General features: G+C 71.1%; 16 protein-coding genes. 11 read left to right on the forward strand and 5 right to left on the reverse strand.

All coding sequences use genetic code 11. The features are described 5' to 3' along the window. Positions 1–5 precede the first annotated feature (5 nt). Together ACGFYV_RS22875 and ACGFYV_RS22880 are read right to left on the reverse strand one after the other, a co-directional pair. A complete protein-coding gene (locus ACGFYV_RS22875) occupies positions 6–1,013 on the reverse strand; it encodes a carbohydrate ABC transporter permease (protein ID WP_393880270.1) in 1,008 nt (335 codons plus the stop codon). 177 nt (positions 1,014–1,190) lie between these two features. Further along, entirely contained in the window at positions 1,191–2,462 is a 1,272-nt protein-coding gene (locus ACGFYV_RS22880; protein WP_393880271.1) for an extracellular solute-binding protein, read from the reverse strand. A 394-nt stretch (positions 2,463–2,856) separates the two neighbouring features. Between ACGFYV_RS22880 and ACGFYV_RS22885 the strand changes: the two genes are divergently transcribed. Together ACGFYV_RS22885 and ACGFYV_RS22890 are read left to right on the forward strand one after the other, a co-directional pair. Then, positions 2,857–3,897, forward strand: a complete 1,041-nt coding sequence (locus tag ACGFYV_RS22885; RefSeq protein ID WP_393880272.1) for a LacI family DNA-binding transcriptional regulator — start codon at positions 2,857–2,859, stop codon at positions 3,895–3,897. Positions 3,898–4,060: 163 nt separating this feature from the next. Further along, on the forward strand, positions 4,061–4,927 hold the full coding sequence (locus ACGFYV_RS22890; protein ID WP_393880273.1) for a phosphatase PAP2 family protein: 867 nt from the start codon (positions 4,061–4,063) through the stop codon (positions 4,925–4,927). A 115-nt stretch (positions 4,928–5,042) separates the two neighbouring features. Here the strand turns inward: ACGFYV_RS22890 and ACGFYV_RS22895 are convergent, their stop codons facing one another. Next, a complete protein-coding gene (locus ACGFYV_RS22895) occupies positions 5,043–8,051 on the reverse strand; it encodes a bifunctional [glutamine synthetase] adenylyltransferase/[glutamine synthetase]-adenylyl-L-tyrosine phosphorylase (protein ID WP_393880274.1) in 3,009 nt (1,002 codons plus the stop codon). 753 nt (positions 8,052–8,804) lie between these two features. Here ACGFYV_RS22895 and ACGFYV_RS22900 point away from each other — a divergent pair. The 3 genes from ACGFYV_RS22900 to ACGFYV_RS22910 are packed head-to-tail and all read left to right on the forward strand — an operon-like array spanning position 8,805 to position 12,026. Then, a complete protein-coding gene (locus ACGFYV_RS22900; protein WP_393880275.1) occupies positions 8,805–9,692 on the forward strand; it encodes an alkaline phosphatase family protein in 888 nt (295 codons plus the stop codon). A gap of 1 nt (position 9,693) precedes the next feature. Then, complete coding sequence (locus ACGFYV_RS22905; RefSeq protein ID WP_393880276.1) at positions 9,694–11,010, forward strand: MFS transporter; 1,317 nt, start codon at positions 9,694–9,696, stop codon at positions 11,008–11,010. Beyond that, positions 11,007–12,026 (forward strand): TolB family protein, encoded by a 1,020-nt coding sequence (locus ACGFYV_RS22910; protein ID WP_393880277.1) that lies wholly within the window; start codon positions 11,007–11,009, stop codon positions 12,024–12,026. The genes ACGFYV_RS22905 and ACGFYV_RS22910 overlap by 4 nt, the downstream gene beginning before the upstream one ends. A gap of 155 nt (positions 12,027–12,181) precedes the next feature. On the opposite strand, the gene glnA is transcribed toward ACGFYV_RS22910, so the two are convergent. Next, positions 12,182–13,543, reverse strand: a complete 1,362-nt coding sequence (glnA, locus tag ACGFYV_RS22915) for a type I glutamate--ammonia ligase (protein ID WP_393880278.1) — start codon at positions 13,541–13,543, stop codon at positions 12,182–12,184. A gap of 507 nt (positions 13,544–14,050) precedes the next feature. Between glnA and ACGFYV_RS22920 the strand changes: the two genes are divergently transcribed. After that, the gene (locus ACGFYV_RS22920) at positions 14,051–15,235 is read left to right on the forward strand and encodes a globin domain-containing protein (protein WP_393880279.1); all 1,185 of its coding nucleotides are present in this window, start codon (positions 14,051–14,053) and stop codon (positions 15,233–15,235) included. Positions 15,236–15,266: 31 nt separating this feature from the next. On the opposite strand, the gene ACGFYV_RS22925 is transcribed toward ACGFYV_RS22920, so the two are convergent. Next, positions 15,267–15,710 carry an RrF2 family transcriptional regulator gene (locus tag ACGFYV_RS22925; protein WP_393880280.1) on the reverse strand — a complete coding sequence of 148 codons (444 nt, stop codon included), beginning with the start codon at positions 15,708–15,710 and terminating at the stop codon, positions 15,267–15,269. A gap of 386 nt (positions 15,711–16,096) precedes the next feature. Here ACGFYV_RS22925 and ACGFYV_RS22930 point away from each other — a divergent pair, with 386 nt between their 5' ends. From ACGFYV_RS22930 to ACGFYV_RS22950, 5 genes are all read left to right on the forward strand, one after another. Further along, positions 16,097–16,783: a DUF3105 domain-containing protein gene (locus ACGFYV_RS22930; RefSeq protein ID WP_393880281.1), complete on the forward strand. Its 687-nt coding sequence runs from the start codon at positions 16,097–16,099 to the stop codon at positions 16,781–16,783. Further along, positions 16,780–17,412: a DUF305 domain-containing protein gene (locus tag ACGFYV_RS22935; protein ID WP_393880282.1), complete on the forward strand. Its 633-nt coding sequence runs from the start codon at positions 16,780–16,782 to the stop codon at positions 17,410–17,412. Before ACGFYV_RS22930 ends, ACGFYV_RS22935 begins: the two co-directional genes overlap by 4 nt. 221 nt (positions 17,413–17,633) lie before the next feature. Next, a complete protein-coding gene (locus tag ACGFYV_RS22940; RefSeq protein ID WP_393880283.1) occupies positions 17,634–19,577 on the forward strand; it encodes a protease pro-enzyme activation domain-containing protein in 1,944 nt (647 codons plus the stop codon). Positions 19,578–19,716: 139 nt separating this feature from the next. Further along, positions 19,717–21,756: an NAD(+) synthase gene (locus ACGFYV_RS22945; RefSeq protein ID WP_393880284.1), complete on the forward strand. Its 2,040-nt coding sequence runs from the start codon at positions 19,717–19,719 to the stop codon at positions 21,754–21,756. Between the two features lie 139 nt (positions 21,757–21,895). Beyond that, on the forward strand, positions 21,896–23,074 hold the full coding sequence (locus ACGFYV_RS22950) for a CapA family protein (RefSeq protein ID WP_393880285.1): 1,179 nt from the start codon (positions 21,896–21,898) through the stop codon (positions 23,072–23,074). Positions 23,075–23,081: the final 7 nt, after the last annotated feature.

Consider the following 23,081-nt stretch of genomic DNA (forward strand, 5'->3'; position numbering starts at 1 on the left):
CGGCGTCAGACGGCGAGCTGGTCATTGCGCTTCAGCCAGCGGAAGTAGAAGGACGTGAACACGGTGATGATCGAGAGCAGCAGGACACCGTACGCGGCGGACTGGGCGAAGTCGCGCGGCTGCTGGCCGAAGCCCAGGTAGTACGCCCAGGTGACGAGGATCTGGGCGTCCGGGGCACTGGTCGGGCCGAACAGCAGGAAGATGATGGCGAACTGGTTGAAGGTCCAGATGATGCCGAGGAGGACGACGGTCGAGCTGACGGGCCTCAGCCCCGGCAGCGTGACGTGCCGAAAGCGCTGCCAGGCACTCGCGCCGTCCATCTCGGCGGCCTCGTAGAGCGTGGAGTCGATGGACTGCAGGCCGCCGAGCAGCGAGAGCATCATGAACGGCACACCGCACCAGGTGTTGACCATGATCGCGGCGAACCGCTGCCAGAAGGTGTCCTCCAGCCACTGCGGCTCGGGCAGGTGGAGGGCGCCCAGGAGCTGGTTGACCGCGCCGGAGTCGGCGAGCATGATCCGCCAGGAGAAGACGGTCACGAAGGTCGGCACGGCCCAGGGCAGGACCAGCACCACACGGTAGAGGGTGCGGCCGCGCAACTTCTCGTTGAGCATGAGCGCGAGGCCCAGGCCGATGGTGTAGTGCAGGGCCACACAGGCGGCCGTCCAGACGACGGTCCACAGGAAGTGCGACCAGAACCGGTCGTACGACAGCGGTCCGAACAGGATGTCCTTGTAGTTGCCGGCACCGATGAACTTGTACGTGGCGGCGATGTGGTTGACGCCGATCGTCCGCGCCGAGTTCAGGCTGTTGGCGTCGGTGAGGGTCAGGTAGAACCCGCGGATCAGCGGGTACCCCACGATGACGCCGAGCACGACGACCACCGGGGCGATCATCACGTAGGCGTACCAGTGCTTCTGGTAGGCGTTCCTGAGGCGCTGACCCGGCCCTGGCCGCGGCGCGCGGTCACCGCGGCGGTCGCTGCCGGTCGCGCGGTCGATGGCGACTGTCATGGTTCGACACCTTCTGATGGTTCAGGGGTTGGGCCGGGCTGCATGTTCAGGGGTTGGGCCGGGCCGGGCCGACGGTTCAGGTCAGGACCGGGCTGAAGGTTCAGGGATCGCGCCGGGCACGGCTGGTGGCCGCCGGATCCTCTCCCCCTCTCGGAGGATCCGGCGGCCACGAGGGGCTCACTTGCTGAAGTCGGGCACCAGCTTGGCGATGGCGACCTCGGCGTTGCCCAGGCCCTTGTCCAGGGACTCCTTGCCACCGGCGATCTTGGGCAGCTCGGTGTCCAGCGGACCCCACAGGGAGCTGTACTCGGGCAGCGCCGGACGGGGCTGGGCGGCGTCGAGGACGCCCTGGTAGCCCGCGATGCCCGGGTCGGCCTTGACCTGCGCGGTGTAGGCGTCGGAGCGGGTGGGCAGCGTGGAGTTCTTCAGGGCGATGGTCTCCTGGGACTTCGCCGAGGTCATGAACTGCACGAACTTCAGCGCCGCGGCCTGGTGGGCCTTGTCGGAGCCGGCGTAGACCGAGAGGTTGTGGCCGCCGGTCGGGGCGCCCGCCTTGCCGCTGGAGCCGGCCGGGACGGTGGCGATGCCGAGGTTGGACTTGTCCGTGAAGGCCGAGCCCTTGTAGAAGTTCGTGATCTCCCAGGGGCCCTGGATGATCGCGGCGACCTTGCCGTTGACGAACGCGTCCTGGATGTGGGCGTAGGCGTCGGCGGTGGTGTCCGCCTTGTGCAGGCCCTTGCCGGAGAACAGGCTCAGCCAGGTGCCGTAGGCCCTCTTGGCGGCCGTCGAGTCCACGGTGATCTTCTTCGCGGCGGCGTCGACGGTGTCGGTGCCCTCGCCGTACAGGAAGCTCTGCGCGTAGTAGGCCTGGGTGGAGCCCCAGTAGCCGTCGACCTTGGCCTTGTCGGCGACCTTGGCGGCGTCGGCCTTCAGCTCGTCCCAGGTCTTGGGGGCCTCGGTGATGCCGGCCTTCTTGAACAGGGCCTTGTTGTAGACCAGGGCGAGGGTGTCGGTGACCAGCGGCGCGCCGTAGGTCTTGCCCTCGTACTGGGCCTGCTTGATCAGGTTCGGCTGGAACTTGGCCTGGTCGGCGAGGGCGTCGGTGCCGTCCAGCGGCAGGAAGTACCCCTTCTTCGCGAAGGCGGGGGTCCAGCCGACCTCGGAGCGCAGCACGTCCGGCGCGCCCTTGCTGCCGGCGGCGGTGTCGAACTTGTTCTGCGCCTGGTCGAAGGGCACGTTGACGTACTTGACCTTGATGTTCTTGTTGGCGGCCTCGAACTGCTTGACCAGGGCCTGGTACGTCGGCGCCTCATTGGTGGCGTTGGAGGTGTCCCACCAGGTGATGGTCACCGGGCCGTCCGACTTGCCGCCGCTGTCGCTCCCGCCGCACGCCGTCGCCGTGAGGGCGAGGGACGCCACCAGCGCGGAGGCCGCTATGCCACGCCGCATGAGTTCTCCTTCAGGTAAAAGCCCGTGTGGTGCGGGGAGCGGTCCCGTCCGCCGGTCCCCGCGGTCTTGCCGACCGCGCCTTTGCGTCCGCCGGGCGAGTGGGAACGTAACAGCGTTGTAAGCCTTGCGAAAGGTCTTGCAGAAAAAAAGTGCAAGAGAGCACGATGGTTACGCGGCCGTGACCTGCTCTCGACCCCGCCGCAACCGGGAATCGAAGCCGTTGAGCGGGCGGACGGGCACTTGTGCAAGACTCTGCAAGCTCTTGCCGTCACGAATTCGAGGGAGCGCGATGACGCAGCAATCCACGGGAGGCCGTCCGGCCGGCCGCGCACGGCGCACGGTCGGTCGTCCCGTCGGTGTGCAAGGGCAGGGACGACCGGTACAGTCCGGTGCCGTGACCACACGGCTTGCGGACATCGCTGCGCAGGCGGGGGTGAGCGAAGCGACCGTCAGCCGGGTCCTCAACGGGAAGCCGGGCGTCGCCGCCACCACCCGCCAGTCCGTGCTGGCCGCGCTGGACGTCCTCGGCTACGAGCGTCCGGTGCGTCTGCGCCAGCGCAGCGAGGGCCTGGTGGGCCTGATCACCCCGGAGCTGGAGAACCCGATATTCCCGGCCCTGGCGCAGGTCATCGGCCAGGCGCTGACCCGGCAGGGCTACACCCCGGTGCTCGCCACCCAGACCCCGGGCGGGTCCACGGAGGACGAGCTGACCGAGATGCTGGTGGACCGCGGCGTCGCCGGGATCATCTACGTCTCCGGGCTGCACGCCGACACCACCGCCGACATGCAGCGCTACGAGCGGCTGCGGGCGCAGGACGTGCCGTTCGTGCTGGTCGACGGGTTCTCCTCGAAGGTGCAGGCGCCGTTCATCTCCCCCGACGACCGGGCCGCGATGACGCTCGCCGTGACCCACCTGGTGTCGCTCGGCCACACCCGGATCGGGCTGGCGCTCGGGCCGAAGCGGTTCGTGCCCGTGCAGCGCAAGATCGAGGGTTTCGTGCGCGCGATGCAGGACCAGCTGGGGCTGGACGCGCAGACCGTCGAGAAGGAGCTGGTGCAGCACTCGCTGTACACCCTGGAGGGCGGCCAGGCGGCGGCGACCGCGCTGATCGAGCGCAGGTGCACGGCGGTGGTGTGCGCGAGCGACATGATGGCGCTCGGTGCGATACGGGCCGCCCGGCAGCTGGGTCTTCAGGTCCCCCGGGACGTCTCCGTGGTCGGTTTCGACGACTCCCCGCTGATCGCGTTCACCGACCCGCCGCTGACCACGGTCCGCAAGCCGGTTCCGGCGATGGGGCAGGCGGCGGTGCGCACGCTGCTGGAGGAGATCGGCGGGACGCCCGCGCCGCACAGCGAGTTCGTGTTCATGCCGGAGCTGGTGGTGCGTGGCTCGACGGCTTCGGCGCCGGGTGAGCGTACTCCCGGACGCGTGTGATCGTCGCTCCGCGTCGGTGATCGTCGTTCCCGGTTGCGTGTGATCGTCGTTCCGCGTCGCGCCTGATTTTCATACGTTTCCTCCGCACGTCGTAGGACATGCGTGGCAGGCCCGACCTTGGGATGATCTGTCGAGGAAGTCTTGTCTGGCAGACTCTGTGCCTATGAGTGACTCGACCGTGACAGATCCGGAAGGTCGCGAGGACGCGACCCTTCCGAGCGACGTCACGGGCGAGGACGGGCAGGGTGTGCGGGGCAGGCTGCGTCGGCCGCACAGGCCCCGGTTGTGGTTCGAGATGCTGCTGATCGCGGTGAGTTACTGGACGTACTCACTCGTCCGCAACGCCGTCCCGGAGCAGCGGGCCGACGCGCTGCGCAACGCGGACCGGATCTGGGGGCTCGAACACCAGCTGGGCATCGCCGTCGAGCAGTCCATCAACCACACCGTGAACACGGTGAATTGGCTCATCATCGGCATGAACTACTACTACGCCACGCTGCACTTCATCATCACGCTGAGCGTGCTGGTGTGGCTCTACCACTGGCATCCGGGCCGCTACGCGGCGTCCCGTACGGTGCTGTTCGCGACCACCGGTGTGGCTCTCGTCGGTTACTACCTGTATCCGCTCGCACCGCCTCGGTTGATGAGCGGCGGACGGTTCGTGGACACGGTCATGGTCCACCACACCTGGGGTTCGATGGCCTCCGGCGACCTCAAGCACATGTCCAACCAGTACGCCGCCATGCCGTCCATGCACATCGGCTGGTCGCTGTGGTGCGGGCTCACGGTCTTCGCGCTGGCCTCGGTGCCGTGGGTGCGGGTGCTGGGGCTGCTCTATCCGGCCACGACCCTGCTGGTCATCGTCTCCACCGCCAACCACTTCTGGCTGGACGCGGTGGGGGGTGTGGTGTGCCTGTGCTTCGGGTTCACGCTGGCACGGGTCTGGTACGGCAGCCTGCCGTATGCGCTGCCGAGGGTGGTGGCGGGGGTGGCCGAGCAGCCGGAACCGGTCGTGGTGGGGCGGCTCTGACAGAGTCGTGGTGGGTCGGTTCAGGCAGAGTCGTGGTGGGTCGGTTCAGGCAGAGTCGTGGTGGGTCGGTTCAGGCAGAGTCGTGGTGGGTCGGTTCAGGCAGAGTCGTGGTGGGTCAGTCCTGGTAGAACAGTTCGTCCACCACCGTTCGTGCCCTGCGCGTCGTACGGCGGTACGCGTCCAGCATGTCGCCCGCGTGCCCGGCGCCGTAGCCCAGGTAGCGGCCCACCGCGGCCAGCTCGCGCGGCTCCGTGGGGAACGTGTCCCCGGCCCGGCCGCGGACCAGCATGACCGCGTTGCGCACCCGGCCGGCCAGCACCCATGCCTCGTCCAGGACGGCCGTGTCCTCGGCGGACAGCAGCCCGGCGGCGCAGGCGGCGGCCAGGGCGTCGCGGGTGCGCGTCGTGCGCAGTCCCGGCTCCTGCCAGCCGTGCCTGAGCTGGATCAGCTGCACCGTCCACTCCACGTCGGACAGGCCCCCCGGGCCCAGCTTGGTGTGCAGCTTGGGGTCGGCGCCGCGCGGCAGGCGCTCGGACTCCATACGGGCCTTGAGCCGTCGGATCTCGCGGACCGCCTCGTCGCCCAGACCCCGGCGCGGGTAGCGCAGTGGATCGATCAGCTCGATGAAGCGGCGGCCCAGGTCCTGGTCCCCGGCCACCGTCTCGGCCCGCAGCAGCGCCTGTGACTCCCAGACCAGGGACCACCGGCGGTAGTACGCCTCGTACGACTTCAGGGTGCGCACCAGCGGGCCCGACTTGCCCTCGGGGCGCAGGTCGGCGTCGATCAGCAACGGCGGGTCGGCGCTCGGCAGCTGCAGCAGGCGGCGCATCTCGGCGACGACCTTGTTCGCCGCCGCCCCGGCCTCCTGGTCGTCCACGCCGTCACGCGGCTCGTGCACGAACAGCACGTCCGCGTCGGAGCCGTACCCCAGTTCGTGGCCGCCGAAGCGGCCCATCCCTATGATCGTGAACCGGGTCGGCAGGGTGTCGCCCCAGCCCTCGCGGACCACCGCGCGCAGGGTGCCGGCGAGGGTCGCGGCCGTGAGGTCGGAGACGGCGGCCCCGACCCGGTCGATCAGGGCGCCCTGGTCCGCCTCGGCGGGGTTCGTCTCGGTGCCGTAGGAGCCGATGATGTCCGCGGCCGCCGTGCGGAACAGCTCGCGGCGGCGCACGCCACGGGCCGCGGTGACACCCTGCGCGGCGTTCTCCGCGCGGCCCACCGCCGCGAGTATCTCCTGCTCCAACTGGGCGCGCCCACGCGGTTCGAGGCCGCCGATACGGCCGATGGTGCCGTCGCCCTCGCCGAGCAGCGCCACCGCCTCCGGGGCCCGCATCAGCAGGTCGGGGGCGAGGCGGCCCGCCGACAGGACACGGGCCAGGTTCTCGGCCGCCGCGCCCTCGTCGCGCAGCAGGCGAAGGTACCAGGGCGTCTTGCCGAGCGCGTCGGAGACCTTGCGGAAGTTCAGCAGGCCGGCGTCCGGGTCGGCGGAGTCCGCGAACCAGCCGAGGAGGACGGGGAGCAGGGTGCGCTGGATGGCTGCCTTGCGGGTGACGCCCGAGGCCAGCGCCTCGATGTGGCGCAGGGCCGCGGCCGGGTCGGCGTAGCCGAGGGCGACGAGGCGTTCACGGGCCGCTTCCGGGCGCAACCGGGCCTCGCCGGGCGCGAGTTGGGCGACCGCGTCCAGCAGCGGGCGGTAGAACAGCTTCTCGTGCAGGCGGCGTACGACACCGGTGTGCCGCCGCCACTCGCGGTTCACCTCGCCCACCGGGTCGGTGCGCAGCCCCAGCGAGCGGCCGAGGCGGCGCTGGTCCGCCTCGTCCACCGGGACGAGGTGGGTGCGGCGCAGGCGGTACAACTGGATACGGTGCTCCATGGAGCGCAGGAAGCGGTACGCCTCGTCGAGGCGGGCGGAGTCCTCGCGGCCCACGTAGCCGCCCGCGGCAAGTGCCTGGAGGGCGTCCAGGGTGGTGCCGCTGCGCAGGGACGGGTCGGTGCGGCCGTGCACCAACTGGAGGAGCTGGACGGCGAATTCGACGTCCCTGAGGCCTCCCGGGCCCAGTTTGAGTTCGCGGTCGATCTCGGAGACGGGGATGTTCTCCACGACCCTGCGGCGCATCTTCTGCACGTCGGTCACGAAGTTGTCGCGCTCGGCCGCCATCCAGACGAGGGGGCCGACCGCGTCGGTGTAGTCCTTGCCGAGGTCGGCGTCGCCCGCCACCGGGCGGGCCTTGAGCAGGGCCTGGAACTCCCAGGTCTTGGCCCAGCGTTGGTAGTAGGCGAGGTGGCTGCTCAGGGTGCGCACGAGGGGGCCGTTGCGGCCCTCGGGGCGGAGGTTGGCGTCCACCGGCCAGATCGAGCCCTCGACGGTGGTCTCCGAGCAGATCCGCATCATGTGCGAGGCGAGCTTGGTCGCCGAGCCGAGGGCCTTGCCCTCGTCCGCGCCGTCGGCCGCCTCCGCCACGAAGATCACGTCCACGTCGGAGACGTAATTCAGCTCGTGGCCGCCGCACTTGCCCATCGCGATCACGGCGAGGCGGCAGGCGGCCGCGTCCTCGGGGGCGGCGGCGCTCGCCAGGGCGAGGGCGGCGCGCAGGGTGGCGGTCGCCAGGTCGGCCAGTTCGGCGGCCGTCTGGGCGACGTCCGTGGTGCCGCAGACGTCCCGGGCGGCGATGGAGAGGAGGCAGCGGCGGTAGGCCACGCGGAGGGCGACGGGGTCGGCGGCCTCGGCCAGGCCGCGTTCGAACTCCTCCACGCCGGGGTGGAGGTCGCGGGGCTCGTAGGTGACGAGGACCTGCCAGTCGCTGGGGTGGCGGGCGAGGTGGTCGGCGAGGGCGGAGGAGGCGCCGAGGACGCCGAGGAGGCGGTCGCGCAGGGGCTTGGCCGCGATGAGGGTGTCGAGGAGTTCGCGGTGGGCCGTGGGGGCGGGCTGGGCCTCCAGGAGGCGGACGAGGCCGTGCAGGGCGAGGTCGGGGTCGGCGGTGGCGCCCAGGGCCTCCAGGAGGACGGGGTCGTCGCGGACGGCGGACAGCTCGGGGCTGTCGAGGAGGCGTTCGGCGGCGGAGGGGTCGGTGAAGCCGTGGCGGAGCAGTCGGGTGAAGGTGCTGCTTCTGCGCCCCGGCGTCATGGGTGGCCTCCCGTGAGTCGTCCTGGCCAGAGCGTAACTGGAATGGGCGGGGGGTGGGGGGTGGGGAGCGGTAGGTGGTGGGCGGTATGCCTGCGGCGGCCTCTGCGGGTGCGGTGGGGGTTCTGTCGCGCCTACGGTGGGTTGTGAGTCGGTGCCGCGGGGGGTGGTATCCGTCCTCGGGCCGGCGAGACCGTTCGTTTTGTCGGCACCCCCCGTTTGACGCCGGCCGCTGCGGGCGGACACCACCCCCCACGTCCCCTCCCCGCCGTGGCGAGCAAAGCGCCATCGCGGGAAGGGGGGCATGGCCCAGCAACGCGCCGTGGCGGGAAGGGGGGTATGGCCCAGCAACGCGCCGTGGCGGGAAGGGGGGCATGGCCCGCGACGCGCCGTGGCGGGAAGAGGGGCATGGCCCGCGACGCGCCGTGGCGGGAAGAGGGGCATGGCCCGCGACGCGCCGTGGCGGGAAGAGGGCGTGCAGCGCCGTGGTGGGAAGGGCGTGTGGCGCGTGGAGCGCCGTGGCAAGCGACGCGCCGTGGTGGGAAGGGGGTGTGGAGCGCCGTGGCAAGCGACGCGCTGTGGTGGGAAGGGGGTGTGGAGCGCCGTGGTGGGTTCTGCGGTGGGGCTCGGGTGTGGTGTGCGGAGGGGTGTTCATCCGGGGTTCATGCGTGGGGTTGGCTTCGATGGAGTGGGGGAATGTTGGCGTGTGCATGCTCGTGCTGCCAACTCCGTCCTTCCCCCCCTCCGGAGGTTGATGTGTCCGGCAGTTCCGTGTACCGACGTGCCCGAACCCTCGTGGCCGCCGCCACCGCGCTGGCCGCGGCCGCGATCGGCCTGTGGAGCGGGCTCGGCAGCCAGTCCGCGCACGCGGCGGGCGCCGTGCCGAGCCCGGACCACGTGGTCGTCGTGGTCTTCGAGAACCACGCGTACAGCCAGGTCATCGGCTCCTCCAGCGCCCCGTACATCAACTCGCTCAAGAGCGGTGGCGCCAACCTCACGCAGTCGCACGCCCTGACCCACCCGAGCCAGCCGAACTACTTCGCCCTGTTCTCCGGCTCCACCCAGGGCATCACGGACGACAGCTGCTACACCCCGGGGTTCTCGTCCGCGCCGAACCTGGCGTCCGAGCTCATCGCCGCCGGGCGCAGCTGGGCCAGCTACAACGAGACGCTGCCCAGCCAGGGGTCCACCACGTGCAGCAGCGGCAAGTACGCCCGCAAGCACAACCCGTGGTTCGGGTTCGGCAACGTGCCGACGTCCAGCGCCAAGACCTTCGCGCAGTTCCCGACGGACTACTCGACGCTGCCCCAGCTGTCGTTCGTGGTCCCCAACCTGTGCAGCGACATGCACGACTGCTCGGTGTCCACCGGTGACACCTGGCTGAAGAACAATCTGGGCGCCTTCGCCACATGGGCCCAGAGTCACAACAGCCTGCTCGTGGTGACGTTCGACGAGGACAACAGCCTCAGCGGCAACCGGATCCCGACGGTTCTGTACGGCCAGCCCGTCACGGCCGGGGCGAGCAGTTCCACGACGTACAACCACTACGACCTGCTGCGCACCCTGGAGGACTCCCAGGGCCTGACCTCGCACGCGGGCAACGCGGCCTCCGCCAAGGACATCACCGGCATCTGGGCGTCCTGACGTGTACGTAGCGGACAGCCGCGCGAGTACGCCGGCGTCCGCGGACGGCGCCGTCCGGCCCCCGGCCGGGCGGCGCCGTGCCGCGATCGCGCCGACCGTGCTCGCCCTCGGCACGGTCAGTCTGGTCACCGACGTCTCGTCCGAGATGGTCACGGCGGTGCTCCCGTTGTACCTGGTCACCGGGCTGGGGCTCTCACCGTTGGGGTTCGGGCTGCTCGACGGCGTCTACAACGGGTTCTCCGCGCTCGTGCGGCTGGTCGGCGGCCACCTCGCCGACCGGGGCGGCGGGCGGCACAAGTGGGTGGCCGGGATCGGCTACCTCATGTCCGCGCTGTGCAAGCCGTTGCTGCTCGTCGTCCATACGCTCACGCCCATCGGAATGGTCCTGGCCGCCGACCGGACCGGGAAGGGGCTGCGTACGGCTCCCCGGGACGCGCTCATCTCGCTGTCCAGCACGCCGGAGAACCGGGGGCGTTCCTTCGGCGTGCACCGGGCCATGGACACGGCCGGTGCGCTGCTGGGGCCCCTGGTCGCGTTCCTGATCCTGCGGGCCACGGTGGACGGGTACGACGCGGTGTTCACCGTCAGCTTCTGTGTCGCGGTGCTCGGAGTGCTCGTGCTGGTGCTCTTCGTGCCGGGTCAGGGGCAGGGAAGGCGGGGATGGCGGGGATGGCGGGGGGAGGGTGCGGGGGGGTCGGGTGGTGTGGGTGGTGTGGGGCAGACGCGGCCCACCCTGCGTGCCGCCGTGGGGCTGCTGCGGCGGCGTGACCTGCGGCGGATCACCGGCTGCTCGCTGCTGCTGGGGCTCGCCACGGTCAGCGACTCCTTCGTCTATCTGCTGCTGCAGCGCCGTCTGGGGGTTCCCGACCGCTGGTTCGCGCTGCTGCCGCTCGGTACGGCGGCGGCGTTCCTCCTGCTGGCGGTGCCGCTGGGGCGGCTCGCGGACCGGGTGGGGCGGTGGGCGGTGTTCCTGGCCGGGCACGGGGCTCTGCTCGGGGCGTACGTGCTTCTCCTCGTCTCGTGGCGCGGCTCGGCCCTGCCGTATGTCGTCCTCGCCCTGCACGGCTGCTTCTACGCGGCCACCGACGGGGTGCTGATGGCTGCCGCCTCGGAGGGGGTGCCCGAGGCGTTGCGCTCGTCCGGGCTGGCCGTCGTACAGACCGGGCAGGCGCTGGCCCGGTTCGCCTGCTCGCTGTTGTTCGGGGCGGCCTGGACGGTGTGGGGCGACCGGGCGGCGCTGGCGGGGGCCGCGTCGGTGCTGGTCGTCTGTGCCGTCTTCTCGGTGGTCGTCCGGCCGAAAGGTGCTGTCGCCGTATGACCGTGCGCACTCGGATTCTGATTCTGCTCTCGGCCGTCGTGGTGCTGGCGGGGGTGGGCCTGGCGGCCGTGCTGCACGCGTCGGCGCGGGCGGAGCGGCGTGATCAGGCGCAGGCCGGTGGCCCGGAGGTCGTCTCCGGCGCGGTGTCGCTGACCGGGCGCGGGCGCATGGTGTTCCGCAACATGGCGTGGGGTCCGCACCGGGACGAGCTGACCGCCGTGCCGGCCTCCGACCCGGCCGGGCCGCGCACCGCCTCGGGCGTCAAGTGCCTGCGTTTCCACGCCGCTTCGGGCACCGGTGTCTGCCTCCAGGCGGTGCACGGCCCGGTGTCCGACACCTACCGTGCGCTGATCCTGGACGCGCGGCTGAAGGAGACCCACCGGTACGACGTCCCCGGCATCCCCTCCCGTGCCCGGGTCTCCCCCACCGGGCACTTCGCCGCCTGGACGGCGTTCGTCGGCGGGGACTCGTACGCCGGGACGGACTTCTCCACGCGCGCGACGATCGTGGACACCCGTACGGGGGAGCTGATCCCGTCCCTGGAGGCCTTCCGGATCGTCAAGGACGGCCGGCCCTACCGGGCGGCGGACGCCAATTTCTGGGGCGTCACGTTCGCCTCGGACGACCGCACGTTCTACGCCACCCTGGCGACCGAGGGGCACACCTTTCTGGTCCGGGGCGACCTGCGCGCGCGGACGGTCACCACGGTGCACGCGAACGTCGAATGCCCCTCCCTCTCCCCCGACGGCACCCGCGTCGCCTACAAGAAGCGGGTCGCGGGGGTGTCGAAGGACGCTCCCTGGCGGCTGTACGTCCTCGATCTGCGGACGATGCGGGAGACCGCGCCGGCCGAGCACAGGAGCGTGGACGACCAGGCGGTGTGGAAGGACGCCCGTACGCTCGTGTACGCCCTGCCCGGGGACTACGGCGCCGATCTGTACGAGGTCCCGGCGGACGGCTCCGGAAGGGCGCGGCTGATCAGCAGGGCGGCGGTGTCGCCCGCCTATCTGCGCTGAGTCGTGTGCGGTGAGTCGTGTGCGCCGAGTGGAGTGGTGGTCGGGCCGTGTGTGGGGTCTTTCGCAGGTGGACGGCGCGGTCCGCTCGCCGCCCGGTCCGGGCGCCCAAGTGCCCAGGGGCGCACCGGAGTTCGGGGGGCGCCGCGCCGCGCCGCCTACAGCACCGGCAGGTTCTTCCGCAGCTCGAACGCCGTGACCTCGCTGCGGTACTCCTCCCACTCCGACTTCTTGTTGCGCAGGAAGAAGTCGAAGACGTGCTCGCCCAGGGTCTCGGCGACCAGGTCGCTGCGCTGCATCAGGGCGAGGGCCTCGCCGAGGTTCTGGGGCAGGGGCTCGATGCCCATCGCACGGCGCTCGGCGTCGGAGAGGGCCCAGACGTCGTCCTCGGCGCCCGGCGGGAGTTCGTAGCCCTCCTCGATGCCCTTGAGGCCGGCGGCCAGCAGGACCGCGTAGGACAGGTACGGGTTGGCGCCCGCGTCCAGGGAGCGGACCTCGATGCGGGAGGAGCCGGTCTTGCCGGGCTTGTACATCGGGACGCGGACCAGGGCGCTGCGGTTGTTGTGGCCCCAGCAGATGTAGGAGGGGGCCTCACCGCCGGCGCCTGCGGTGCGCTCGGAGCCGCCCCAGATGCGCTTGTAGGAGTTGACCCACTGGTTGGTGACCGCGGAGATCTCCGCCGCGTGCTTGAGCAGGCCGGCGATGAAGGAGCGGCCGACCTTGGAGAGCTGGTACTCGGCGCCCGACTCGTAGAACGCGTTGCGGTCGCCCTCGAAGAGGGAGAGGTGGGTGTGCATGCCGGAGCCCGGGTGCTCGGAGAACGGCTTCGGCATGAAGGTCGCGTGGACCCCCTGCTCCAGCGCGACCTGCTTCATGACCAGGCGGAACGTCATGATGTTGTCCGCGGTGGAGAGCGCGTCGGCGTAGCGCAGGTCGATCTCCTGCTGGCCGGGGGCGCCCTCGTGGTGGGAGAACTCGACCGAGATGCCCATCGACTCCAGCATGGTGATCGCCTGGCGGCGGAAGTCCATGCCGACGTTGGTCGGGGTGTGGTCGAAGTAGCCCGAGTTGTCGGCCGGGGTGGGGCGGGAGCCGTCCAGCGGGCGGTCCTTGAGCAGGAAGAACTCGATCTCGGGGTGGGTGTAGAAGGTGAAGCCCAGGTCGGAGGTGCGGGCGAGGGCGCGCTTGAGGACGTAGCGCGGGTCCGCGAAGGACGGGGAGCCGTCCGGCATGAGGATGTCGCAGAACATGCGGGCGGTGCCGGGGGTCTCCGCGCGCCAGGGCAGGACCTGGAAGGTGGAGGGGTCCGGCTTGGCGATCATGTCGGACTCGTAGACCCGGGCGAAGCCCTCGATGGCGGAGCCGTCGAAACCGATGCCCTCGTCGAAGGCCTGTTCCAGCTCGGCCGGGGCCACGGCGACGGACTTCAGGAAGCCCAGCACGTCCGTGAACCACAGGCGTACGAACCGGATGTCGCGCTCCTCCAAGGTCCGGAGCACGAACTCCTGCTGCTTGTCCATCTTCCGCTTCCCCATCCTTGCTGGTCAGGCCGCCTGTGCCCCCGAGTGAACGGGAGGCGGTCGGGCACCTGAGCATCCCACCACACCACCGTTTCGTGCGCGTTGCCGACCTTGATCGCGTGAGCGTCGCGGGTCTGAACGCGCCTTGCGGGGCTGGTGCACCGCTCTGCCGCCCATCTTGCCTGCTCGCACCGGCATTCGTCATGGCCCGTCGCGCCGGCATTCGGCGTGGCCCGTCACGTCGGCATTCGGCGTGGCCCGTCACGTCGGCATTCGGCGTGGCCCGTCGCGTCGGTATTCGGCGTGGCCCGTCGCGTCGGTATTCGGCGTGGCCCGTCGCGTCGATATTCGGCGTGGCCCGTCGCGTCGATATTCGGCGTGGCCCGTCGCGTCGATATTCGGCGTGGCCGGTTCGCTTCGGTCGTGACCCAGAACACGCCCGTTTAATTTGCATCTCAGATGCAAGTTTTCATAGCGTGCGGACCAGTCGAGTCGTGAGGAGTCCCGATGCTGTCCGACCAGTCCGCGGCCACCGTTCGCGCCACCCTTCCCGCCGTCGGCGGGGCCCTGGGCGAGATCACCGAGCGCTTCTACGCCCGGCTCTTCGCCGCCCACCCCGAACTGCTGCGGGACCTCTTCAACCGCGGCAACCAGGCCTCCGGCGCCCAGAAGCAGGCCCTCGCCGGTTCCATCGCCGCCTTCGCCGGCCATCTCCTGGAGCACCCGGACCAGCGGCCCGACGCCCTGCTCGGCCGTATCGCCCACAAGCACGCCTCCCTCGGAGTGACGCCCGAGCAGTACCCGGTCGTGCACGAGCACCTCTTCGCCGCCATCGCCGAGGTGCTCGGCGACGCCGTCACGCCCGAGGTGGCCGCCGCCTGGGACGAGGTGTACTGGCTGATGGCGAACGCCCTCATCGCCATCGAGAAGCGGCTGTACGAGGAGAGCGGCAGCCAGGGCATGCGGCCGTGGGAGGTCGTCGAGCGGGTCGCCGAGACCGCGGACGTCGTCTCCTTCCGGCTGCGGCCGGCCGACGGGGGCCCGGTGACGGACTTCCGCGCGGGGCAGTACGTCTCCGTCGGGGTCACCCTGCCCGACGGGGCCCGGCAGATACGGCAGTACAGCCTCTCGGGTGCGCCGGGCTCGGGCCTGCGGCAGATCAGCGTCAAGCGGGTGCACGACGAGGCGGGGCCCGACGGCGAGGTCTCCCACCACCTCCACGCGCGCGTGCGGGCCGGTGACGTCCTCGAACTGTCCGAGCCGTACGGCGACCTCGTACTCGGCGACAGCGACGGCCGGCCCCTGCTGCTCGCCTCCGCGGGCATCGGCGTGACCCCGATGGTCGCGATGCTCGCCGCCCTCGCGGCCGACGGCCACGGCACCCCGGTCACGGTCGTGCACGGCGACCGCTCCCCCGCCGAGCACGCCCTGCGCGCCGACCACGAGGCGTACGCCGGCAAGCTCCCGGACGCGTCCGTGCACTTCTTCTACGAGCGGGACGCCGCGCCCGGCACCCGTACCGGCCTGGTCGACCTCGCCGGCGTGGCCGTGCCCGCGGGCACGCGCGCGTACCTGTGCGGCCCGCTGCCCTTCATGCGCGCGGTGCGCTCCCAGCTGATCGGCAAGGGCGTGGCCCCGGCCGACATCCACTACGAGGTGTTCGGGCCGGATCTCTGGCTGACGCAGGGCTGAGCGGGCGGGAGGAACGGAGGAGGGGCCCGTGTCAGAGGTCGCGCGGGCCCTTCGAGATGGTCAGCAGCAGGGGGCCGGTCGGGTCGGCGACCATGTCCCGCACCGTCACCGGGTCCAGGGTCGCGTAGAACGCCTCCTGGGCCCGGCGCAGGGCGCCCCGCAGCCGGCAGGCGGAGTTGAGGGGGCAGGGGTTCGCGCCCTCGCACTCGACCACCTCGTCCTCGCCCTCGAAGGTGCGGACGACGCCCCCGACGGACGCCCCGCGGCCCTTCTCGGTGAGGGTGAGGCCGCCGCCGCGGCCACGCCGGGCGTCGACCAGGCCCAGGTGCTGGAGTTCGGCCACGACCTTGGCGAGGTGCGTGTAGGGCACGGCCATGTCCTGCGCGACCTGGCGGGTCGTGGGGCTGTCGTCGCCGGCGACGGCGAGTCGCATGAGGACCCGCAGAGCCAGGTCGGTGGAACGCAGCAGCCGCATATCGCGAGGGTAGGTAATGCGCATCCCGCGTTCAAATTTTCCGGTCGCCTGTCCTCGCCACACGGTCGCCGTGCCCTCACGACGACCGCGAGCCGGACGGGGGCGACGACGTACGCCGTGCCCGCGCGACGCGGTCCCCGCGCCCTCACCACGCGGTCGCCACACCCTCACCACGCGGTCGCCACACCCTCACCACGCGGTCGCCACACCCTCACCACGCGGTCGCCGCGCCCTCGCCACGCTGCCGTCGCCGCGCCCTCAGCACGCTGTCGTCACCGCGTCCTCACCCCGCGGTCGCCCCGCCCCCCTACGGGAGACCGCACCGGGCCCACTACGATCGGCGAGCCTCACCGTCCACGTCTCTTTCCCCCAGAAGGACACACCTCATGGGTTCCGCCAAGAACAGCAGCAACGCGGCGCGCAAGGCGCGCATCGAGGAGATGCGACGCGCGGAGCGTGCCCGCGAGCGCCGAGGCCGGGTGCTGACCATCGGCGCGAGCGTGGTGGTCGTCGCCGGACTCGTCGTCGGCGGCGTGGTCCTCGTCAACGCCCAGAAGGACAAGGCGAACACGGCGGACTCGTCCGCGAGCGGCGACGCGAAGAACGCGGGCAACTCCGGGCACTTCGTCACTGGCAAGGACGGGGTGAAGACCTGGTCCGGCAAGCTGGCGCGGACACACGTGACGACGAAGGTGTCGTACCCGATGCACCCGCCGGTCGGCGGCAACCACAACCCCGTGTGGCTCAACTGCAACGGCGACGTCTACACCCAGCCGGTGCAGGACGAGAACGCGGTGCACGCGCTGGAGCACGGCGCGGTCTGGGTGACGTACACGGACAAGGCGAGCAAGGCCGACGTGGACGCGCTCGCGGCGAAGGTGAAGAAGACGCCGTACTCGCTGATGAGCCCGTACCAGAACCAGGACGCGCCGCTGACCCTGTCGGCCTGGGGTCACCAGGTGACGGTGAAGAGCGCGAGCGACCCCGAGGTCGACACGTTCTTCGCCACCTACGTGCAGGGACAGCAGACGCCCGAGCCGGGCGCGTCCTGCACGGGCGGGGCGATGAAGTGAGGCGGCGGCACGCCGGCTGGGTCGCCGGGGCCGCGGCGGCGGTGCTCGTCGCGGCCGGCGCGGTCACGTACGCGGTCGCCGAGGGCACCGACGGGTCCGTGGCGCGGGCGCCGGGTGCGCGGTCCGCCGACGCGGGGTTCGCGCGGGACATGGCCGTCCATCACCAGCAGGCCGTCGAGATGTCGTACATCGTGCGGGACAGCACGAAGGACGAGGAAGTGCGGCGGCTGGCGTACGACATCGCGCAGACGCAGGCCAACCAGCGCGGGATGATGCTCGGTTGGCTGGATCTGTGGGGGCTGCCGAAGGTGTCGGCCGAGCCGCCGATGACCTGGATGGGCATGGGTGACATGGCCTCCGGCGAGGACGGCGCGCTGATGCCCGGCATGGCGACGAACAAGGAGCTGGACAAGCTCCGTTCGCTGAACGGGAAGCAGGCGGAGATCCTGTTCCTCCATCTGATGACGGCCCATCACAGGGGCGGTATCCACATGGCCGAGGGGTGTGTGGCCAAGTGCACCGTCAGGGTGGAGAAGCGGCTCGCGCAGGGCATGGTCGACGCGCAGCAGTCGGAGATCCAGTTGATGGCCGACATGCTCAAGGAGCGTGGTGCGCAAGCCCGTTCGTAACGCCGACGGAGGGACGAATCCTCCATCACCCCCTCAAATCACCCTGAATGACGGTTCCTTGAGCTTCTCTTGACCTTCACGTTCCCCTGGCATGAACGGTTCATCGCAAGAGTGGCCCCCATCGTGTGATCCATTCGCCGGCCGATACCGCCGCGGGCCGGTGCGCGCCTCCACGACGTTCCGACCACTACATGCATGCGAACCGCATCGCAGGGGGTTCTATGAGATCCAACCGCGCCACCATGCGCGCCGGCGTGAGCATGGCAGCGACACTGCCGATGATCGCCGGTGCGCTGGCGCTCGGCATACCCGCGGCCCACGCTGCGGACACCCCGGCCCGTGACGCACTGGCGGGCTCGCGGCCCGCCTGGGCCACGGCCAAGGCGGACAAGGGCGCCACCGCCGACAACGCGCAGGTCAAGGCCCGTGTCTACCTGGCCGGCCGGGACCGCGCCGGACTCGCCGCCTACGCCAAGGCCGTGTCCGACCCCAGCTCGCCGCACTACGGCAAGTACCTCAGCGCCAAGAAGGCGCAGGCCCGCTTCGGGGCCACCAAGGCCCAGGTGTCCGCCGTCAGGTCCTGGCTGACGTCGGCCGGTCTGAAGGTCACCGGGGTCAGCGCGCACTACGTCACCGTCTCCGGTGACGTCGCCGCCGCGGAGAAGGCCTTCGGCACCCAGCTGCACCAGTTCGCCAAGGGTTCGAAGACCTACCGCGCCCCCGCGAGGACCGCGTCGGTGCCGGCCGGTCTGCGCGGTGCCGTCCTGACCGTGACCGGTCTGGACAACGCCCCGCACAAGTCGAACCACGACGAGCAGCTCCCGCCGCCGGACGCCGTGTTCAAGAACGCCGGGCCGTTCTCCTCGTACTACGGCTCGAACGCCGCGAGCACGCTGCCGCAGGCCTATGGCCACACGATCCCGTACGCGGTCAAGGGCTACACCGGCAAGCAGCTGCGCGCCTCCTACGGTGCGGGCGCGTACACCGGCAAGAACGTCCGGATCGCGATCACGGACGCCTACGCCTCGCCGACCATCGCCTTCGACGCCGGCAAGTACGCGGTGAAGAACGGTGACGCGGCCTGGAAGACCGGCCAGCTGCACCAGGTGCTGCCGAAGAAGTACACCAAGACCGAGGAGTGCGGCGCGGCCGGCTGGTACGGCGAGGAGACCCTCGACGTCGAGGCCGTGCACGCCGTCGCGCCGAACGCCGACGTCACCTACGTGGGCGCCGCGTCCTGCTACGACGACGACCTGCTCGACTCGCTCAGCAAGATCGTCGACAACCACCTGGCCGACATCGTCTCCAACTCCTGGGGCGACATCGAGGCCAACCAGACGCCGGACCTCGCGGCCGCCTACGACCAGGTCTTCCAGCTGGGCGCGGTCCAGGGCATCGGCTTCTACTTCTCCTCCGGCGACAACGGCGACGAGGTCGCCAACACCGGCACCAAGCAGGTCGACACCCCGGCCAACTCGGCGTGGGTGACTGCGGTCGGCGGTACCTCGCTGGCCGTCGGCAAGGGCGACGCGTACCAGTGGGAGACCGGCTGGGGCACCCAGAAGGCGACCCTGGCGGCCGACGGCAAGAGCTGGACGGGCTTCCCGGGCGCCTTCACCTCGGGCGCGGGCGGCGGCACCAGCAAGACGGTGGCGCAGCCGTACTACCAGAAGGGTGTCGTCCCGGGCGCGCTCGCCAAGGCCAACAGCGCCGACGGCAACCGCGTCGTCCCGGACATCGCGGCCGTCGCCGACCCGAACACGGGCTTCCTGGTCGGCCAGACCCAGACCTTCCCCGACGGCTCCGAGCAGTACAGCGAGTACCGCATCGGCGGCACCTCGCTGGCCGCCCCGGTGATCGCGGCGGTCCAGGCGCTGGCCCAGGAGGCGCGCGGCGGCAAGGCGATCGGCTTCGCCAACCCGGCGATCTACGGCAAGTACGGCAAGGCCGGTGTCTTCCACGACGTCACCGACAACCCGACGGGCTCCGGCCTGGCGGTGGCCCGGCTCGACTTCGTGAACGGCTTCGACGCCGCCGACGGCCTCGCGACCTCGGTCCGCAGCCTCGGCAAGGACAGCTCGCTGTCCGCGGTGAAGGGCTACGACGACGTCACCGGCGTGGGTTCGCCCGCGAACGGCTACGTGCAGTCGTACCGTCGCCACTGAACCGCTGACGTCAGCGATCCGCTGATGTCACTGATCCGCTGATGTCGCTGAGCGGCTGACGTGACACGCCGGTAGGGGGCGTGGGGTGTCCGACACCCCACGCCCCCCATCGCGTCGCTTTGACGATTACACTGGCCGGGTGCCTCCGTTGAACTTCTGGTCGATCTATCAGCACGGCTTCGCACGCGTCGCCGCGTGCACGGGTCACACGGTCCTCGCGGACCCGCGGGCCAACGCCGAAGCGGTCCTGCGCCACGCGCGCCGGTGCGCCGGGGACGGGGTCGCCGTCGCCGTCTTCCCGGAGATGGTGCTGTGCGGCTACTCGATCGAGGACCTGCTGCTGCAGGACGTGCTGCTCGACGAGGTCGAGGAGGCGCTGCGGGAGGTGGTGGCCGGGTCGGCCGGGCTGCTGCCGGTCCTGGTCGTCGGCGCCCCGCTGCGCCACCGCAACCGGGTCTACAACTGCGCGGTGATCGTGCACCGCGGCCGTGTCCTCGGTGTCGTTCCCAAGTCGTACCCGCCGAACTACCGGGAGTTCTACGAGCGCCGGCAGATCGGCGACGGCGCCGACGAGCGCGGCGGGTCGATCCGGGTCGGCTCCGAGAGCGTGCCGTTCGGCGTGGACCTGCTGTTCGCGGCGGAGGACGTCCCGGGGCTGGTCCTGCACGCGGAGATCTGCGAGGACATGTGGGTGCCGGTGCCGCCCAGCGCGGAGGCGGCCCTCGCCGGCGCGACCGTCCTCGTCAACCTCTCGGGCAGCCCGATCACGGTCGGGCGGGCCGAGGACCGCAGGCTGCTGTGCCGCTCGGCGTCCTCGCGCTGCCTCGCCGCCTACGTCTACGCGGCGGCCGGCCTCGGCGAGTCGACCACCGACCTGTCCTGGGACGGACAGACCATGATCTACGAGAACGGCGCGCTGCTGGCCGAGACCGAGCGGTTCCCGCTCGGCGACCAGTACGCGGTGGCCGACGTGGACCTCGACCTGCTGCGCCAGGAGCGGCAGCGGATGGGCACGTTCGACGACAACCGCCGTACGCATCACGCGCGGACGAGCGACTTCCGGACCGTCGCGTTCGAGCTGGACCCGCCGCTCACCGACCTGGGGCTGCGCCGTCGCCTGGAGCGCTTCCCGTTCGTGCCGGCCGATCCCGACCGCCTCGCCCTTGACTGCTACGAGGCCTACAACATCCAGGTCGAGGGCCTTCAGCAGCGGCTCGCGGCGATCGGCGGCCCGAAGGTGGTCATCGGGGTGTCCGGCGGCCTCGACTCCACGCACGCGCTGATCGTCGCCGCCCGCGCGATGGACCGCGCGGGCCGCCCGCGCAGCGACATCCTCGCCTTCACGCTGCCCGGCTTCGCCACCAGCGACCACACCAAGGGCAACGCCCACAAGCTGATGAACTCGCTCGGCGTCACCGCCGCCGAGCTGGACATCACGCCCACCGCACGGCTGATGCTGACGGAGATGGGCCACCCCTTCGCCTCCGGCGAGCCGGTGTACGACGTCACCTTCGAGAACGTGCAGGCGGGGCTGCGCACGGACTACCTCTTCCGGCTCGCCAACCAGCGCGGCGGCATCGTGCTGGGCACCGGTGACCTGTCGGAGCTGGCGCTCGGCTGGTCCACGTACGGCGTGGGCGACCAGATGAGCCACTACAACGTCAACTCGGGCGTGCCGAAGACGCTGATCCAGCATCTGATCCGCTGGGTCATCAGCAGCGGCCAGTTCGGCGAGGAGACCGGGCGGACGCTCGCCGCGATCCTTGACACCGAGATCAGCCCGGAGCTGGTGCCGGGCGAGGAGATGCAGTCCACGGAGTCGAAGATCGGCCCGTACGCGCTGCACGACTTCACGCTCTTCCACGTCCTGCGCCACGGCTTCCGGCCGTCGAAGATCGCCTTCCTGGCCTGGCACGCCTGGAACGACCCGAAGGCGGGCGCCTGGCCGCCGAACTTCCCGGAGGCCGAGCGGGTGGCGTACGACCTGCCGGAGATCCGGCGCTGGCTGGAGGTCTTCTGCCGCCGGTTCTTCGCGTTCGCGCAGTTCAAGCGGTCGGCCATGCCGAACGGGCCGAAGGTCTCGGCGGGCGGCTCGCTCTCCCCGCGCGGCGACTGGCGCGCGCCGTCCGACGGCAACGCACGGGCCTGGCTGCGCGACCTCGCCCGCTTCGATCTCTGACCGCGCTTCGGTCTCTGACCGCGCTTCGATCTCTGACCGCGGCACGGCAGCAGGGCTGCGGGGACGGGGAACGGGGGCGGGAACACGCCCGTGGGTGACGATCCGTCACGAAGGGGCGCCCGCTTCGTAGCATGAGCCGATGATCACGTCCGACGGACAGCGTCCGCAGCAGCGGCGCGAGCGGCACAAGGCGGTGCGCCGTCACCTCCCGTTCGCTCTCGGCCTGGCCGGGACCGGCGTGGTGGTCGCCGCGGTGTTCGCGTTCCGCGCCGGCCCCGAGGGCGCGGCCTCCACCGGCTCCGTCCCGGCCCCGCCGCACAGGACCGGGACCACGGTGTCCGGTGCGCCGGCGCCGCCGCGCCCGGCCGCCGATGTGCGGATCACCGCCGTGGGCGACATCGTGATGGGCTCGCTGCCGGACGCCCTGCCGCCGGACGACGGCGCCTCGTTCTTCGACCCTGTCGGCGATCTGCTCACCGGCGACGTGGTGCTGGGGAACCTGGAGGGCACCCTCGCCACCGGCGGCCCCAGCAAGTGCGACGACATCGACGGCCCGAACTGCTTCGCGTTCCACGTCCCGCCGTCCTACGCCCATGTGCTCAAGAAGGCCGGGTTCACGGTCATGAACGCGGCGAACAACCACATCGACGACTTCGGGGCGCAGGGGCGGCGCGAGACGTTCGACGCGCTGCGCTCGGTGAACCTGCCCTTCACCGGGCGCCTCGGCCAGATCACCGTCCAGCGGGTGCACGGCGTCCGGGTCGCGCTGCTCGGGTTCGCTCCCGACCAGGGGGCGAACGACCTCACGGACATCCCCGCCGCGAAACGGCTCACCGCGCGTGCCGCGAAGATGGCGGACATCGTGGTCGTCACGATGCACGCCGGCGCGGAGGGCTCGGACCGCACCCATGTGGAGCCCGGCACCGAGTACTTCCTCGGCGAGGACCGCGGCGACAGCCACCGCTTCAGCCGTGCGGTGATCGACGCCGGAGCCGACCTGGTCGTGGGCAGCGGCCCGCACGTGATGCGGGGGATGGAGTTCTACAAGGGCCGGCTGATCGCCTACAGCCTGGGCAACTTCTCCGGCTACAAGGTGCTCGGCCTCGGCGGCACCCTCTCCACCAGCGGCGTCCTGCACGTCACCCTCCGCGCCGACGGCACCTATGTGTCCGGGCGCCTGGATCCGACCCGGATCGTGGCGCCCGGCACCCCGGAGCCGGGCGGCGACGCGATCGACCTCGTCTCCGGCGTGTCGGAGGAGGACTTCGGCGCGGACGCCGCCCGTATCGCGCAGGACGGGACGATCCGGCGCCCGTAACCGGGGC

This window comes from Streptomyces sp. NPDC048297 (assembly GCF_043201585.1).
Taxonomy (GTDB): Bacteria; Actinomycetota; Actinomycetes; order Streptomycetales; family Streptomycetaceae; genus Streptomyces.